Here is a 17,292-nt window from a genome sequence, read left to right as displayed (position 1 = left end):
AGCATGGATCACTTGAAAGTCATCGGCAAGAGCATTCCCAAGAAGGAGTCGCGTGATAAGGTAACGGGAGCGGCCAAATACACCGGCGACCGTATGGAAGCCGGAATGCTTCACGCAAGGATGGTGACCAGCCCCTATGCCCATGCCGCCATCGTGAAGATCGATACGTCCCGGGCCTGGCAGATCAGAGGCGTCCGCGCCATACTGACGGGAGAAGACTGCGATGTGCTGACAGGAGAAGAAATTCGTGACCGGCCCGTTATTGCTAAGGACAAGGTCCGATTTTTCGGTGAAACCGTTGCCGTTGTCGTGGCGGACAGCGAAGCTTGCGCACTTCGGGCCGCCTTGTTCATTGATGTGCAGTATAATCCCCTGCCGGTGGTGAATTCCCCCACGGAAGCCTTGCGGTTCGATGCTCCTTTAGTGCACGAAAAGCTCGGGGAATATGATAAAGCGCCCGGTGTCGTTTCCCGTCCCGGTACCAATATCGCCAGCATCATCCAAATCCGGAAGGGAGAGATGGAGAAGGGCTGGAATGAGAGTAACACGGTCATCGAAACCAGCGTGGCATTCGTCCCGTCCGATCATGCCGCGATGGAAACGCGAAGCGCCGTTGCGGAAATAAGGCCGGACGGTTGTATCCATATCGAAACCTCCTCCCAAGCGCCTTTTGCGGTTAAAAAATATATGGGGATCTATTTCCGCATAGATCCGGGCAAAATTATCGTCGAAACGCCCTTTGTCGGCGGAGGCTATGGCGGGAAAGCAGCCATCCAGCTCGAGCTTGTCGCCTATATCGCTTCCAAGGCAGTCGGCGGCCGCAAGGTCAAAATCGTCAACACCCGAGAGGAGGATATGGTGACCTCCCCCGGGCATATCGGCCTTGAAGCCACCGTCAAGCTGGGAAGCTCGCAGGAAGGCAAAATTACTGCCGCAGAGATCATCTACCGGTTTGACGGAGGCGCCTACTGTGACAAATCGAGCGACGTTGCCAGAGCGGCGGCGGCAGATTGTACGGGACCTTATGCGATCGACAACCTGTACTGCGATTGTTTGACCGTCTATACCAATCATCCTTACGCTTCCGCCTACCGCGGATACGGCCATTCGGAGCTTACGTTTGCCATAGAACGGGCAATGGACGCTTTGGCCGATAAGCTGCAGCTAGACCCTATGGAGCTTCGCTTGAGGAACATCGTGACCCCGGGCGATATCAGCCCGACGCGCAATGTCCTGAATTCCAGCAATCTCGGCGATTTACAGGAATGCATGCGAAGGCTGCGGACGCTGATCGAATGGGACGACTGGACCGTCCGGCGGGTTGACGCTTATAAAATCAGGGCCAAAGGCATCAGCTGCAGCTGGAAAAATTCCTCCATGGATCCGGATGCCGGCTCGGGAGCCATTGTTTCTTTCAATCCCGACGGCAGCATGAATCTGGAATGCGGTGTCGTGGAAATCGGGACAGGAACGAAGACGGTGCTCGCGCAGATGCTCGCCGAACGCATGCGGATGGATCCTGATCAAATTCATGTCCGTTATCCCATCCATACTCAGATCACCCCCGAGCATTGGAAAACCGTGGCAAGCCGCGGCACGTTTATGGCCGGACGCGCGGTTTTGAAAGCAGCGGACGATGCGATCCGCCAACTGCTGGATATTGCCGCTTGTGTGCTCAGGGTCGACCCGGAAGACCTGGAAGTCGGACAGGGGAACATTTTTGTTAAAGCCGATCCTTCCGTTCAAATCGCGATCAAAGACATCTGTTACGGCTACACGTATCCTAACGGGAACGCGATTGGAGGACAAATTATCGGGAGAGGCCATTATATCCAAAGACAGATGACCTACCTTAATCCGGAAACGGGGGAAGGCAATCCCGGACCGGAATGGAATGTGGCGGCGCAAGCGGTGGAAATTGAGCTGGATACCCGAGATTATACTTATAAAATACTAAAGGCCGTCTCCGTGATCGATGCGGGAAAAGTGCTGAATCCGAAGACGGCCGAAGGACAGGTCATGGGCGCGATGAGCATGGGTCTGGGTTTCGCCAACCGGGAAACCTTCCTTTTTGATAACCAGGGAGTCATCGGCAACGCCACGCTTCGCGATTACCATCTGTTCCGCTACGGAGAACAGCCGGAATATGTCGTGCAATTCGTGGAGAATCCTTGCCTGGAAGCTCCATTCGGGGCACGGGCACTGGGCGAGCACGGGTTAATCGGGATGCCTGCGGCCCTTGCAAGCGCACTCTCCAGAGCCGCCGGGGTCCCGCTCAACCGGCTCCCCCTTTTCCCGGAGCTCGTTTGGCAAACGGTCATGGAGGCGCGGCATGATTCCGTATAATTTCGAATATTATCAGCCGGTCACCGCGCTTGAAGGCGTTCGCCTGTTCCATGATCTTGCGCTTCAGGGCAAAGAACCGATGTATTATGCCGGCGGAACGGAAATCATTACGATGGGCAGAACCCTCCCGGTCCAGCCTCGCGCCGTGATCGATATCAAAAAAATTCCCGAATGCACGATCCTTGCCGTCCAGGATCAAAAGCTGGTTCTCGGATCGGCCTTGAGTCTGTCCCGGCTGCATGACTCCCTCGCCTTTCCCCTGCTGGGAGAAACCGCTGCCGGCGTGGCCGACCGGACCTCCCGGAATAAAATTACCTTGGGCGGAAACATTTGCAGCCGGCTGATGTATAGGGAGACGGTGCTGCCCTTATTATTGACCGACAGTGAAGTGCGGATCGCCGGTCCTGCAGGGTGGAAGCAGGTGTCGATCCATCAGGTGTTCCATGGACAGCTGCAGCTGGAAAAGGGGGAATTCCTGGTGCACTCGCTTACCGACTCAAGCTATATCGGCATGCCTTATGCCGCGGTAAAAAAGCGGAAGGTGTCCGATATCGGTTATCCGCTGCTAACGGTAGCCGCCATCCGGACGAATGCCATGATCCGCGTGGCTTTCAGCGGTGTGTGCGCATTTCCGTTTCGGTCGCCGATGATGGAAGACGCGCTAAACCGGCGGGAGCTTCCGCTTCGGCTGAGAATCGAGCAGGCCCTTGTCCATTTGCCCGCTCCGATACTGGACGATTTCAACGGATCGGCGGCTTACCGGGAATGGGTTCTGAAACACACGCTGCTGGACACGATCCTTTCACTGGAAGGAGAATCGCATGAAAGATATCGACGCCTATAAGGTCATGGTGGAGCTTAACATAAATAAGGAAGTCAAAGATGCTGCCGTCAGACCGGCGGATACGCTGCTGCACGTGCTGAGGGAAGGACTGGGACTGACCGGCGCCAAGCCGGGCTGTCTCAATGGAGACTGCGGGGCCTGCACGGTTCTGGTCGACGGCCAGCCGATGAAGTCCTGCATCATGCTTGCCGTGGAGGCAGCGGGAAAACAGGTCACCACGATTGAAGGATTGACGGATGCTCCCATCCAGAGAGCGTTTATCGAGCATGGGGCCTTTCAATGCGGTTACTGTACCCCGGGGTTCATCATGAATTGCCATGCCTTAATTCAAACCCATCCCCACGCCAGCGATGAAATCATCCAAGATTGGCTGCAGTCCAACATTTGCCGGTGTACGGGCTATCAGGAAATCAAGGAGGCCGTACTCTCCATATTGCGCCCGGGATAATACAGCCAAACCAAACGCCTTTCTATAAGATAGAAGGGCGTTTGTTTGCTTGCCGACTTGATGGCAGAGTTCTCTTGAAGGCGATTCGATGATCAAGAGACCGGCTCATTTTGAAATTGACTGTGAACCAGTCCGTAATAATAGCCTCATTATTTAGTGTGCCTACATAAAATAATTTTGTCATGCAAATAGATGTGGTTGTAAAATATATCCATAAATAAAAGATGCTTATAACGTATTATGTTAAATATATGTTATATAACTTGCATGCAAATCAACCTCTTATTTTTTGTATAAAAGCTATTGTTTTCTTAATATAAATATGTAAAAATAATTTGAATGGGAAAGGATCATTTGACCTGAAGACAATAAATAACGGAGGTTAAAGCATGGCGTTAGAAACAGCACAGCATAATGAATTAGCAGCAAGAACATATGTCAATGAAGTTTATGATACCGTAATCAAGCGCAATCCTCATGAAAGCGAATTTCATCAGGCGATTAAGGAAATTTTATTTTCGCTTGTCCCTGTTTTTGCAAAACATCCCAAATACATGCAGGCCGGTATTCTGGAAAGAATTGTCGAGCCCGAAAGAATGATCACGTTCAGAGTGCCTTGGGTGGACGATCAAGGAAAAGTGCAGGTTAACCGCGGATTCCGGGTTCAATTCAACAGCGTTCTCGGCCCTTATAAAGGCGGATTAAGATTTCATCCTTCCGTCAATGCCAGCATCATTAAATTTTTAGGATTCGAGCAAATTTTCAAGAACTCCTTGACAGGGCAGCCGATCGGCGGAGGCAAGGGCGGATCCGACTTCGATCCCAAAGGGAAATCCGACGGAGAGATCATGAGATTTACCCAGAGCTTCATGACGGAGCTGTTTAAATACATCGGTCCGGATACGGACGTGCCGGCCGGCGACATTGGCGTAGGCGCTAGAGAAATCGGTTATATGTTCGGTCAATACAGAAGAATCCGCGGAGGCAATGAAGCCGGTGTGCTGACGGGCAAAGGAATCGGTTACGGCGGCAGCTTGACGCGTACAGAAGCTACCGGTTACGGTACGGTCTACTTCGTAGAAGAAATGTTGAAGTCCATTGGGTTAAGCTTTGAAGACAGCACGGTCGTCATTTCCGGATCCGGCAACGTCTCCCTGTATGCGATTCAAAAAGCGACCCAATTGGGCGCCAAAGTGCTCGCTTGCAGCGATTCCAACGGATATGTTTATGATCCGGACGGCATTAAATTCGAAACGGTAAAACAGATAAAAGAAGTCGAGAGAAAACGCATCAGCGAATACGTCAAGGAACATCCTAACGCCGAATACCATGAAGGCTGCGAAGGCATTTGGACGATCCCGTGTGACATTGCTCTGCCATGCGCTACGCAGAATGAAATTAGCGAAGCCTCCGCTAAGCTTCTGGTTGCCAATGGGGTGAAGGCTGTAGGCGAAGGCGCGAATATGCCGTCCACATTGGAAGCTATCGATGTATTCTTGGCCAACAAAGTCCTGTTTGGACCGGCGAAAGCTGCTAATGCCGGCGGCGTAGCCGTATCCGCATTGGAAATGGCTCAAAACAGCATGAGATATTCCTGGAGCTTCCACGAAGTCGATGACAAGCTTCATGCTATTATGAAAAACATCTACAGAAGCAGCGTCCAAGCCGCTGAAGAATACGGCCAGCCCGGAAACCTCCTGGTTGGGGCGAATATCGCCGGATTTACCAAAGTTGCCGATGCCATGCTGGCACAAGGAATCATTTAATACAGATACGTTTAAAGGGCTGACCGGATGGTCAGCCCTTCTTAATCGTTTATTTATGATGTGCCGGCAGCCGCCGACACCGGATTTCCCGAAGAATCGACCAGCGCCAGCTTTTCCCATGTCCTGCTTCGCCAACGGAAGAACATAATGATTCCCCGCGTCCATTCATCCGCAGCAATCGCCAGCCAAACCCCGGCTAATCCGAGATTCAAATGGAATACAAGAAAATAACCTAAGGGCAAGCTCATTCCTGCCATCGAGATCAGACCCATATACACGGGAAATTTCGCATCCCCGGCTGCTCGCAGTGAATTGATCAGCACAAGGTTAAACGTACGCCCGGTTTCGAGCAATAGGCTTAGAACAATGACCTGTGAAGTCAAGCCAAGGATAACGGGATCCTGCGTAAATATGCCGATCAGAGGGTCACGGAACAGGATCACGACGATATCGACCAGAACGGTAAGGAACAGGCCCCATTTCAAGCTTTGCCATACCCTGTAATAAGCTTCATCCTTCCGTCCCGCACCCACTAGACGGCCGGTGATGATCGCCGTCCCCATCCCGATGGCTGCACTAAACAAAAAGATAAACATCGAAATGTTCATTGCATATTGTCTGGAAGCCAGCGCCGCAGCCCCCAAGAAGGTAACATAGTATAGAAAGACCGTCTGGCAGGCATGATATGTCAGTTGTTCAAAGGCCGATGGAATTCCGATTTTCAGTATTTTACCTACATAAACTTTGGAAAGGACAACATAATCTCTTACTTTCACCCTGATCTCCATGATGCGGTACAGCAGCCAAAAAAAGACGATAACGGCTATCCCGCGGCTGAGGACCGTGGATAAAGCCGCTCCTGCGACGCCCATTTCCGGGAAACCCCAATGACCGAAAATCAACAGATAGTTACCCGCTACATGAATGACGTTCATCCCCAACGAAACAAACATCGACTGCTTGGTATACCCGTACGTTCGAATTATGCTGGATAACGTGTTGATCATTGCCTGAAGAAATAAGCCGCCGCCTACAATGACGATATAGATCTGAGCGTAGCGCAAAATATCCCCTTGCAAATTCACTGCTTGCAGCAGCCGGTTTCCAAAGAGAACAAAGCTTGCGCTCAGCGTCAAGCCGATCATTAAGTTCAGGGTGACGGCTGTCGCTGAAATTCGGGCCGCGTCGGCCGGTTTTCTGGAGCCTATGTATTGAGCGACGACAATCGCCGCACCGTTCCCAATCACCTCAAGGACTAAAATAGCGATAAAAATCACCTGATGCGCCACGCCTACACCAGAGACCGCATCGTCCGAAACCGCGCTTAACATAAAGGTATCGACAGCCCCCATCAGCATAAAAAGAAACAATTCCAAAAAAATCGGCCAGGTTAATAAAAACAGATTGAAATCTTTGGTACTGGCAGCCTTTGCCGTCCTCCCGGATGTTATAGAGCTCATGAGGTCACCTTTCTGGTTATGGAACCTGTAGTCATTCAATGAATTATTATCTTAGCACAGTTTTCATTCATTTTCATTCATAAAAAATTAATCCAGAGCATAATCCGCCTTTGAATGTTCATTATATATAGTGAAAACTTCGTAATCAGGAAAGGAGTACTTTGATGACGACGACGACCATGAATCCTCCGGCTCAAGTGCCGATACCCGTTCCTCCCCGTGTGATTACGACCAAAGATTTGCTTTACCTCAAGGATGCGCTGTCCTGGGAACTGAACGCATTTAAGAAGTTTCATTTTTTCGCCCAACAAACGATCAATCCGCAATTGAAACAAGCGTTCGACAAAGCCGGACAAATGCATCAACGTCATTACCAAAAGCTGCTGACTCACCTGCAGGTGAATAATAACGCCGTAATGGCGAATCTGCCTCGTCCGCAGCAAACGTCACAGTAAAAGGAGATTGGATCCATGCCAACGCAGCAAGCCCCAAATCCTAATGAGATCGCCAATCCGCAGTCAGGCCAACTGCCGAATATCAAAGGACCGCAGATGAATGACCGCGACTTTTTGAACGACGGCCTCAGTACGTGTAAATACTTGACGGACGGCTTCAATGTCGCTGTCCGTGAAGCCAGCCATCAGCAGCTCCATGACGACATGCTCCAGATCTTGACCGAAACGCACCAGAGCGCGAGAGAGCTGTATAACTTGATGTTCCAGAACGGCTGGTATAAGCTGGAGGCTGAAGAGCAGCAAAAGCTGCAACAAGCGCATCAGCAATTCAGCGGCTATTCCTCGCAATTCCCTTATTAAGCGCCGTCCTCTTAATATCATGGACATAAAACAAGGACACCCGCTCACAAAAGCAGGTGTCCTGTTTTATGCCATCTATTCTTCGTAAATCTTGACCAGCAGCTCTCCTAATTCTTTAAGCGCCTGCTCTTCTTGTTCTCCGTCTGTTTCCAGCGTTACCTCGTCATTTTGGGCAATCCCCAGCGTAAGCATGCTCAACGAGCTTTTTCCGTTTACTTTTTTTCCGTTTTTGATCACATTCACTTTGCATGGGAACGCACCGGCGGTCTGAACGAATATTTTCGTAGGCCGTGCATGAAATCCGGAAGGATTAAGCACAGTAAAGGTTTGGGATTTCACTTGGAATCACTCCTTGTCAGCATTTGAACAACCTCTTTGATTTCATTCTGGCTTCTCATCGCAAGCGCACGCCCGGCGTGAACGGCCCATTCCTCTTGAGAAAGCTCGCGGATCAGCTCCCTGGCGGGCAGGATCGAACCGGCGCTCATGCTGAACTCATGCAGCCCCAGTCCCAGCAGCAGAGGAATCGCCGTGGCATCGCCGGCCATCTCCCCGCACATGCCGACCCATTTGCCTTCCCGCTCGGCCGCCCGAATGACCATTTGAATGAGTCGGAGAATGGAAGGATGCAGCGGCTGATACAGGTACGATACCGTTTCGTTCATCCGGTCTGCAGCCATGGTATATTGAATCAGATCGTTGGTCCCGATGCTGAAAAAATCGACCTCTGCGGCAAAGCTGTCCGCCGCAAGCGCCGCTGCTGGCACTTCAATCATCATGCCTACTTCAATGCGATCGGCTACCGTCTCGCCTTCTTGAATAAGCTTGTCCTTTTCCTCCTGGAGCAGACGCTTGGCCTCCAGCAGCTCCTCGAGAACGGCGATCATCGGGAACATAATCTTCAGCTGGCCGTAACGGCTTGCCCGCAGAAGCGCGCGAAGCTGCGTACGGAATAGTTCCTGCCGGTCGAGGCAAAGGCGGACGGCGCGCAGGCCCAGGAAAGGATTGCTCTCCTTCGGAAGCTCCAGGTACGGGAGCTCCTTGTCGCCCCCGATATCCAGCGTCCGGATCACGACAGGCTTTCCCTCCATTTTTTCGAGCACATACTTGTAAACCTTGAATTGCTCCTCTTCGGTCGGAAAAGAGCTCCGTCCCATATATAAAAATTCCGTCCGGAACAGTCCGATGGCTTCCGCGCCGTTGTCAATCGCCTTCTGCACGTCTTCAACGCTGCCGATATTGGCGGCGAGCTCGACCTGACGGCCGTCTTTGGAGACCGTGGGTTGATCCTTCAGCTTGCTAAGTTCGGCCTGACGGCGGTCATACTGTTCTTTCTTCGCACGGTAAGCATTCAGTTCCTCTTCAGTCGGATCGACCACAATACGTCCTTCCGAGGCATCCATAATGACGGTAACCCCCGCCGGAATGTCTCCTGCGGCGGCGCCGACGCCGACAATCGCCGGGATGCCCAGAGAACGGGCCATGATCGCGGAATGGGATGTCCGGCTGCCAATTTCCGTAATAAAGCCCCGCACGACATCCAGGTTAAGCTGCGCCGTATCCGACGGCGAAAGATCCTCGGCTATTATGATGGACTCCTCCGCAATATCTGAAACGGTGGTATATTTCTCTCCGCGCAATCCGCTCATCAAGCGGCCGGATACGTCGCGCACATCTGCCGCCCGCTCCCTTAAGAGCTCGTTATCCATGGCCATCAATGTATTGATAAATGCTTGTGAAACTTCATAAAGCGCGTATTCCGCGTTGATTCCTTCCTGCTCGATGTTATCCATAATGACATCTATGAAATCCGGATCCTCAAGCGAAAGCAAATGCGATTCGAATATTTCGGCTTTCTGGGCGCCGAGCTTCGCTTCGGTCAGCTCCCGAATGGATTCCAGCTCCTGCTTCGCCTGCTCGACGGCTTGCCGGAAGCGCTGAACCTCCTGCTTCGGATCCGTCACGGTACTGCGAACGGGGATATGAGCTGAGTTGTTCAGTCGGTAGACTTTGGCAATGGCCAAGCCGGGAGAAGCGGCGATACCCGTTAACTGATTCGACATGATGTACCTCCCTTACGAATGAACCTGCTGCTTTAATTGATGAACATGCTCCAAAATCAGCCCATGCACCGGATGATTCTCCGGGATGCCTGTATAATGAGTCACCGCCCGGCCCAGTCCCATAGCTTGAATGGTTGACTGCAGTTCCACGGCTTCCGGATCTTCCGTATGATCGAACAACAGGGCGGCAGCCATAGCCCGTGCCAGATGATTCGGCGTCATTCCCAGCTCAAACGCCTGAAGGGCCGGACGAACCAGCCGGTCGTTCGGAGACAGCTTGCGGATAGGCGAACGCCCTACCCGTATGACCTCATCCGTCAAATAAGGATTACGGAAGCGGTCCAGAATTTTATGAATATAGTTCTTATGTTCCTGCGAATCAAAAGCGTACTTCTTCACCAGCAGTTCGCCGGTTTCCTCCAATACCTGCCGAACCTGCGCTGTAATACCCTGGTCCGCCATCGCTTCCTGAATCGTCTGGAAGCCTTGCAGGTATCCGAGATAGGCAGCGCAGCAGTGCCCCGTATTGACGGTAAAAAGTTTGCGTTCAATATAAGGCGTCAATTCGTCCACATAATGAACGCCCTGGATTTCGGTAAACCCCTCGATCATCCCAGAACGGTCAACCACCCACTCATAAAACGGCTCCACCGTTACGTGAAGCGGATCCTCATGATGCTGGATCGGTACGATCCGGTCTACCGCGGCATCCGGAAAAGCTGTATATTGATCCGCTTTGCTGCGCATCTCTCCGCTCAAATGGGAATACACATGCTCCTTTAACTGCGTGCTTCCGCCGATCGCATTTTCGCAGGCAATAATATGCAGAGGGGCGTTGGAGCGCGAAAGGCGCTGTTCAATGCCTTTGGCAATTCCTTCGGCAATGTGCTTGAGAATCGAAACTCCGACAGCCGTTGTGACCAGGTCCGCATTCGCAACCGCCTCGGCTACCCTTTCCAGATCTTTTCCGTTGATCGCCGTAACGCCCCTCACGACCGCCGCCTCTTGGGCTTCGTTCGCCAAGGCTACCGTATATTCGCCTCTTTGCTGAAGCAAGGAAACGAGCGTGTCGTTCACGTCGACAAAGCAAACCTCATATCCCGATCTCGACAGCAGCAGTCCGATAAACCCTCTGCCAATGTTTCCCGCTCCGAAATGGACCGCCCTCATGCTTCCATCCCGCTTTCGAAGATCGCGATCATTTCTTCCGCCGTAGATGCTTTAAGGATACGCTCCAGGTTATCGTCATCGGAACATATCATCGCCACATTCGTCAAAATGTCCAGATGATCATCCCCTGCCGCGGCAATGCCCACGACCAGATGCGCTTTTTCTCCATCTCCGAAATCGACGCCCTCGGGAATTTGGACAATCGACAGCCCCGTGGAGCGGATCAGCTCCTTGGAATCCTTGGTGCCGTGAGGAATAGCCAAGCCCCCGCCCATATAAGTGGACAAGGTTTGTTCTCGCTCAATCATTTTATCGATATATTCGACGGAAGCGTGGCCCGCATCGACGAGCAGCTGTCCGGCCATGCGAATCGCTTCATATTTGTCCTGTACTTTGGCATTCAGCTTGACTTTGTCCTTCGATAAAATACTCACTAGATAACCCTCTCCATTTCCATTTTATTTTCAAAAAAGCCTGCGAGCTCATTCGATATAAACTGCCTGATTTGCTCTGTCGTCCCGTTCTCCAGCATCCGAATCATATCCGGCAGAAGCAGCATGGCGCTAATCTCGCTCAGGACTTCCAGACCTTCTTTGGAAAGCTCCCGCGGCCCTAGCATCAGCAAAAGCTCGCGAACCTGCGCGGGATGCTCGGGATCCAGGGTCAGAGCATTGCTTAACCTGAACAAAGACAGCAGCGGCCTTGTGATATGCTCGCTTCTGGTATGAAATAAAGCAAGTCCGGTATCCGGGATGATTTGACTCCCGTATCGTTCCCTCTCAAGCAGCTGCTCGACGACCGGTTCGGGCCTCGCCAACGCCCCGTCCTTGCGCACCTCTTCGCAAGCCTGCCGTAACGTTTGCCGCAAATCCGGGCTATTGGACAAGCGATATACTTCAAAATGATCCATCAGGCAGACCGTTTCGTTTAAATAAGCTTTTAACGATCTTAAACGGTCCAAAGCCGGGGTTCCCTGCAAGGGTTCGGGAAGGTCGGCCGGAGCCCGTTTTAAGGTGATATTTTGAACATATTGCCGCAGTTTCTCCGTCTCTTCTTTGGTCAGCAGAGGGCTCAGCTTGAAGTATTGATCCGGTTCCAGCGGAAGATCCACGGTGGATATGATCAAATCGTAAGCCTCTGCGGGAAATCTGGCCGCTTCGTACCAGGATACATTGTCGACGATGTCAATTTGGGGAAGCTCCTTCTCCAGACGGATAGCCAGCAGCTTTGAGGATCCGATGCCGCTGGTACACACCACGATGGCCCTTACATTCCGGGAAAACTGCTTCAGACGTTCCAGGGACGCCCCGAAATGCATGACCAGAAATCCGATTTCCTCATCCGGCACTGCAAATCCGGTAATAATTTCGTCTACCGCTTGCCTGACATATCCAAACAGATGCTCATAATCTTTTTTGATTTGGGCAAGCAGCGGATTGCGGATCTGCACGCCTTCCCTGATCCTCTGCAATGCAGGCTCAATGTGCTTGATTAGACCGTCCCTCAAGGAACGGTCTTCACTCAACGGAACACCGGTCTGATCCTCTACGCGGCGTATAAGCTTTTGAACGGTCTCCAGCAAGCTCAGATCATCTTGAGGCAGCAGGCTGTTGGTGCGGGCCTCCCCATTTTCATCGAATAGCCCGGCTATATAATCGGCTTCCTCCGGAGGCAAGGAAAGATGCAGTGTTTCGGATAAATGACGCACCATTTGATCCCTGACCGTACCCTCACGGACGGTTTCGCCGGTATCCGGGACTCCCCTTTGGTCCGGCTCGATCGTCTTGCCCTGCCTGATTCGCGCAAGCGCCACGGACAACCGGATCAAGAGATCGGTATAGGCCGCCTCCGACAGCTCCAGAGGCCACCGGTCCTCCATCTGCCATAGCGCTTGCTCCACATCCATCCAATGCTCTTTACCTATCATCGCAAGCAGCCGTCCGGTAAGCGGATGAAGCGGTCCGCTTGCGATTTTTCCGAACAAATCGGAATCATCCAGATGCTTGCGGGCCAGCCGGCATATGGCTTCGCGTTTATTCGCTTCAGATCCGCCGAGAAGCACGCCATACCCTCTTCGCCGCACCAAGGTAAGACCGCTTTTCTGAATCCAATCCTCCAGGTCGTCCAGATCACTGCTGACCGTCGGTACGGTAACATGCAAATCATGCGCCAGAGCAAACAGCTTCACCGGTTCTTCGGCTTCCAAAAGCAGGCAAAGCATCAATGCTTTTCGTTCCTCCGCCGAGAATTCCACTGTACCCATGTGGGAGAGACTCCGTTTGAACTTCTCCAGCTGTTCCGGTTCAGCTTGAATTTGGATGCCGATGCCGGATTTTTTGTGCAGTGAGACGTCATAGGCCGCCAGAATTTCCTCCAACTCCGACAGCTCTCTGTGAACCGTTCTCGTGCTGACTTTGATTTCAGCGGCAATTTCTCCTGCCGTGATCTCATCCTTGCGGTTCAGCAGCAGCTCCAGGATTTGTCGTTGTCGGTTGGAAATGTTCATAACGGACAATCTCCTCTTTTACAAAATGGAGATAACGCCGGCAGAATGCCAGCGTTAAATATACTGCAATTGAATTAGCTTAACCGCTTGACGAGCTCTTCGTATTCCGGGCTCTTCAGGAAGTTGTCGATCGAAATGTGCTCGGCGTTCGGCGCTTGCACCTTCGCGCGATCGGTCAGCGTTTTATGTGTAATCACGATATCCGCGTCCTGCGGAATCTCGCTGATTGCGGTATTAATGACCGTCACTTCAACGCCCGCTTCTTTCATTTTCTTCCTTAAAATGGATGCCCCCATCGCGCTGGAGCCCATCCCGGCATCACAAGAAAATACGATTTTGTTCACTTCGGATTTCTTGTTCTCTGCCACCGCCACTGCTTCGGCCTTACCCGCGTTTTTCATTTGCTTCATCTTCTCGGCAGCCTGCTCCAAATCGCCTTCCTGCTCTGCCTTACGGCTCATTTTGAGCAGAAGCGACGCAACCAGGAATGAAGCGACGGTTGCCGTCAGGACACCCGCCAATACCGGGAACAGCCCGCCTCTGGGCGCCATCGCGATGTAAGCGAAAATACTCCCCGGCGATGGCGTAGCCACCAGTCCGGCTTGAAATAAGGAGAATGTGAACGTTCCGACTACACCGCCTGTAATCGCAGCCAAAATCAGGCGCGGATTCATCAGAATATAAGGGAAATAAATCTCATGGATTCCGCCAAAGAAATGGATAACCGCTGCACCGGGTGCGGATTGCTTCGCCGTACCGCGCCCTACCAGCCAGTAAGCGAGCAGAATACCGAGCCCCGGTCCCGGATTCGATTCCAGCATGAAAATGATCGATTGCCCTGTTTTGGCCGATTGATCCAAAGCAATCGGACCCAAGACGCCATGATTGATCGCGTTATTCAGGAAAAGAACTTTACCCGGCTCAATCAGGATATTAGCCAGCGGAAGCAACCCGGCATTGATCAGGAATTGGACCCCTGCCGCCAAGGTATTGCTGATCACTTGAACGACCGGGCCTACGCCCGTATACGCTACCAGAGCTAACGCGCCCCCGATAATCCCGGCTGAAAAGTTATTGACGAGCATTTCAAAACCGGAACGGATTTTGCCGTCGACCGCTTTGTCAAACTGCTTCAAAACCCACGCCGAAGCCGGTCCGACGATCATAGCCCCCAAAAACATGGGAATGGTCGCACCTACTACGACTCCCATCGTTACCACAGCGCCGATGACCCCGCCGCGGGAACCGTGAATGATCTGTCCCCCGGTATACCCGATAAGAATGGGAAGCAGGTAAGTGATCATAGGATTTACCAGCTTGGCCAGGTACTCGTTAGGAAACCATCCTGTCGGAATAAATAAAGCCGTAATCAAACCCCATGCTATGAAAGCGCCCATATTCGGCATGACCATGCCGCTCAGGAATCGGCCGAAACGTTGTACAGCTACCCGAACCCCGCCGGACGATGACTGCTGCGCCGCAGCTGTATTCACTAGAAAAGCCCCCTTTGATTGTAACTTGCCTTTGCCGCTGTTCAGATAAAGGCTTATGGTTTCATCGTAAATCAGGATGACTGATGGTTTCAACCAAAGGAAAAGTTCATTTCGTCATGATTACTGTTGACAACATTTAAGAAGATTTATACATCGCCGCTTGGAAAACGATTCTGTTCCAGTTATACCGCCCCATTTTTATGTAATGTTTTATAACATTTTAATTAAATATATTGTCAAAAAATCAGTTATCTTATATAATCCTCTCATATGTGTTAGATAAAATAACATAATTGGGAGTGAAATTGGGATGAAAGATCAAAAAAGTAAGATTTCGCGGACAGGATTCCTATTATTTATGACAGCAATACTAACCTTACCATCTTTCGGTATTTCCAGTGCAAGCGCCATGCCTCTTCAACCTACTACTTTAGAGAAGGTGGAAGGGGAATATTATGTTCCGTCAACCGTAGAAAATATTCGTTGGGGGCATTTGCCTAATCGCGACAGCAAACCGGTACTCACCGTTCCTTCCGGAAGTACGGTGACATTCGATACAGTCTCTCATGAGGGCATTATCGAAGACCAGGGACGAAATCCAGTTCAATACTTTGGAGCTCATGGTATTCCTGCGGATCAGGTGTTGGATGATGCCAAGGCGATTGCCGCCTCCTCCATCGAGCATGATTTCGATAAAGACGGTCCTCACATCGTTACAGGACCTGTTGCAGTCGAAGGGGCGGAGCCTGGAGATGTATTAAAAGTAGAAGTTCTTTCATTGCAGACAAGAGTCCCCTATGGCGTTATTTCCAATCGTCACTACAAAGGAGCATTACCTGGCGAATTCCCCGAAAATAAAGGGCGACAAGAAGGGGCCGGCGCTGAACATCCGGAACGGTATAATAACGTATCTATCTTCACCCCTATTGAAGAGATCCATGGCAGATGGTACGGTGTTCTGCCTACGGAAAACAATCAAAAAGTCCGGTTTCCGATCAACCCGTTTCTGGGTATCATGGGTGTGGCCCCCGACTCGAGTGAAAAAATAAATTCGGTGCCTCCATCCGAAACGGGGGGCAACATCGATATTAATGAATTAGGTGTAGGCTCAACGCTTTATCTGCCTGTTAAAGTCAACGGCGCCCTTTTCTATACCGGCGATCCTCACTTTGCACAAGGGGACGGCGAAGTCGCTTTAACCGCTTTAGAAGCTTCCCTGCGTGGAACCTTGCGTTTAACCGTACTTAAAAAGGGAGATCCGTCCATTCCCCGCAACGGCGAATTCACCCAGCCTTTTGCCGAAACGGATGATTACTGGATTCCGATCGGACTCGATCCCGATCTGGATGAAGCCATGAAAGAAGCGGTTCGCGAATCGATTGCCTTCCTGTCGGAAAAACTGGGCATGAGCCGCGAAGTGGCTTACGCTTATCTCAGCGCCGCCACAGATTATGAAGTATCTCAGGTTGTGGACCGGACCAAGGGAATACACGGTCTCATTCGTAAGACTGATTTTCTGGAGTCTCTAAGCATCCATGTGAATGTCAACGGGAAACACATCTCCCCTACTGTAATTAACAACGATAAGTTCTATGTCCCTCTTCGCGACATTGTCGAAGAATTAGGCGGAACGGTAGCGTGGGACAGCGCGACAAGATCGGCCGTCGTCACTTTGCAGGGTAAAAGCATAACTGTGAAGAACGATTCCAACCTATATCATGTTGACGGCAAAGAGATATATAATGAAGGAATACCGCACATCATCAATGAGAAAACGATGATTCCCGTGAAAACGGTCCGGGACATTCTCGGGGCTTACGTCAATTGGACAACATCGGGCAAAGAACTACATGCAGCCGTTGCGCTGAGCAGTAAATAAACCATCCCTGCGTGCCGACACGTTGAAAGGCCGGCACGGCGGTTACATAACAAACAGACCCTCTGTTTCGGAAGGTCTGTTTTGTTGTGCTGTTCAAAATAAAATTTTTCAAGCCAATGGATATAGACAAGTGCCCTTTTTTTCGTTTCTGCATATTGTAGAGTAAGTTAACAAAGGAGGAACAAAGATGACTCAGGAAAACCCATCCGTAATACAACCGGCAGATGCAGCCGAATTCGATTACCCTGCGCAGCAGGCTCAAATTGATGCGCAAGCTTATGCCCCTTATTATGACTACTATCAGTACGGTTACCCTAATCGCGACCACCACTATCATCATGCTCATGTTCATCATGGCTATTTTGACGGCTTCCATCCTGGCTGGTACAGTCCGTGGCAACACCACGGTCACTACGATCCCTGGTACTATCACCATCCTTGGCCGCATCACCACCAACATCAACATCATCCTTGCTCTTATCCGATTCATTATTAATCACGT

Annotated in this window: 15 protein-coding genes; 8 read left to right on the top strand and 7 right to left on the bottom strand. The window is 51.3% G+C overall.

Going from position 1 to position 17,292, the window contains the following annotated elements:
* Positions 1–3: 3 nt before the first annotated feature.
* From NR121_RS17270 to gdhA, 4 genes are all read left to right on the top strand, one after another.
* Positions 4–2,346, top strand: a complete 2,343-nt coding sequence (locus NR121_RS17270) for a xanthine dehydrogenase family protein molybdopterin-binding subunit (RefSeq protein WP_062409869.1) — start codon at positions 4–6, stop codon at positions 2,344–2,346.
* A complete protein-coding gene (locus NR121_RS17265) occupies positions 2,333–3,190 on the top strand; it encodes an FAD binding domain-containing protein (protein WP_062409870.1) in 858 nt (285 codons plus the stop codon). The genes NR121_RS17270 and NR121_RS17265 overlap by 14 nt, the downstream gene beginning before the upstream one ends.
* Before the next feature lie 4 nt (positions 3,191–3,194).
* Entirely contained in the window at positions 3,195–3,638 is a 444-nt protein-coding gene (locus tag NR121_RS17260) for a (2Fe-2S)-binding protein (protein ID WP_062411053.1), read from the top strand.
* A 389-nt stretch (positions 3,639–4,027) separates the two neighbouring features.
* Positions 4,028–5,404, top strand: a complete 1,377-nt coding sequence (gene gdhA / locus NR121_RS17255) for an NADP-specific glutamate dehydrogenase (protein ID WP_054818182.1) — start codon at positions 4,028–4,030, stop codon at positions 5,402–5,404.
* Positions 5,405–5,457: 53 nt separating this feature from the next.
* On the opposite strand, the gene NR121_RS17250 is transcribed toward gdhA, so the two are convergent.
* Complete coding sequence (locus NR121_RS17250; protein ID WP_062409871.1) at positions 5,458–6,864, bottom strand: MATE family efflux transporter; 1,407 nt, start codon at positions 6,862–6,864, stop codon at positions 5,458–5,460.
* A gap of 164 nt (positions 6,865–7,028) precedes the next feature.
* On the opposite strand from NR121_RS17250, the gene NR121_RS17245 reads away from it, so the two are divergent.
* Positions 7,029–7,319: a ferritin-like domain-containing protein gene (locus NR121_RS17245; protein WP_062409872.1), complete on the top strand. Its 291-nt coding sequence runs from the start codon at positions 7,029–7,031 to the stop codon at positions 7,317–7,319.
* Positions 7,320–7,334: 15 nt separating this feature from the next.
* On the top strand, positions 7,335–7,679 hold the full coding sequence (locus NR121_RS17240) for a spore coat protein (RefSeq protein ID WP_062409873.1): 345 nt from the start codon (positions 7,335–7,337) through the stop codon (positions 7,677–7,679).
* 75 nt (positions 7,680–7,754) lie between these two features.
* Here NR121_RS17240 and NR121_RS17235 read toward each other — a convergent pair whose 3' ends face one another.
* The 6 genes from NR121_RS17235 to NR121_RS17210 all read right to left on the bottom strand — a co-directional run bounded on the left by NR121_RS17235 (position 7,755) and on the right by NR121_RS17210 (position 14,911).
* On the bottom strand, positions 7,755–8,018 hold the full coding sequence (locus tag NR121_RS17235; protein WP_054818181.1) for an HPr family phosphocarrier protein: 264 nt from the start codon (positions 8,016–8,018) through the stop codon (positions 7,755–7,757).
* Positions 8,015–9,742 carry a phosphoenolpyruvate--protein phosphotransferase gene (gene ptsP, locus NR121_RS17230; RefSeq protein WP_062409874.1) on the bottom strand — a complete coding sequence of 576 codons (1,728 nt, stop codon included), beginning with the start codon at positions 9,740–9,742 and terminating at the stop codon, positions 8,015–8,017. The genes NR121_RS17235 and ptsP overlap by 4 nt, the downstream gene beginning before the upstream one ends.
* 12 nt (positions 9,743–9,754) lie before the next feature.
* Positions 9,755–10,912, bottom strand: coding sequence for a mannitol-1-phosphate 5-dehydrogenase (locus tag NR121_RS17225; RefSeq protein WP_062409875.1), 1,158 nt, complete (start codon positions 10,910–10,912; stop codon positions 9,755–9,757).
* Positions 10,909–11,346: a PTS mannitol transporter subunit IIA gene (locus NR121_RS17220; RefSeq protein ID WP_062409876.1), complete on the bottom strand. Its 438-nt coding sequence runs from the start codon at positions 11,344–11,346 to the stop codon at positions 10,909–10,911. Before NR121_RS17220 ends, NR121_RS17225 begins: the two co-directional genes overlap by 4 nt.
* Entirely contained in the window at positions 11,346–13,418 is a 2,073-nt protein-coding gene (locus NR121_RS17215; protein ID WP_062409877.1) for a BglG family transcription antiterminator, read from the bottom strand. Before NR121_RS17215 ends, NR121_RS17220 begins: the two co-directional genes overlap by 1 nt.
* 74 nt (positions 13,419–13,492) lie before the next feature.
* Positions 13,493–14,911 carry a PTS mannitol transporter subunit IIBC gene (locus NR121_RS17210; RefSeq protein ID WP_062409878.1) on the bottom strand — a complete coding sequence of 473 codons (1,419 nt, stop codon included), beginning with the start codon at positions 14,909–14,911 and terminating at the stop codon, positions 13,493–13,495.
* Between the two features lie 358 nt (positions 14,912–15,269).
* Here NR121_RS17210 and NR121_RS17205 point away from each other — a divergent pair, with 358 nt between their 5' ends.
* A complete protein-coding gene (locus NR121_RS17205) occupies positions 15,270–16,790 on the top strand; it encodes an acetamidase/formamidase family protein (RefSeq protein WP_137670406.1) in 1,521 nt (506 codons plus the stop codon).
* 187 nt (positions 16,791–16,977) lie between these two features.
* Positions 16,978–17,286: a hypothetical protein gene (locus NR121_RS17200; protein WP_145862548.1), complete on the top strand. Its 309-nt coding sequence runs from the start codon at positions 16,978–16,980 to the stop codon at positions 17,284–17,286.
* Positions 17,287–17,292 lie beyond the last annotated feature (6 nt).

Source organism: Paenibacillus sp. Pae15, from assembly GCF_024519685.1.
GTDB lineage: Bacteria > Bacillota > Bacilli > Paenibacillales > NBRC-103111 > Paenibacillus_G > Paenibacillus_G naphthalenovorans.
Note: the sequence above shows the minus strand (reverse complement) of the source record. Positions and strands in the feature narration are given on the sequence as shown.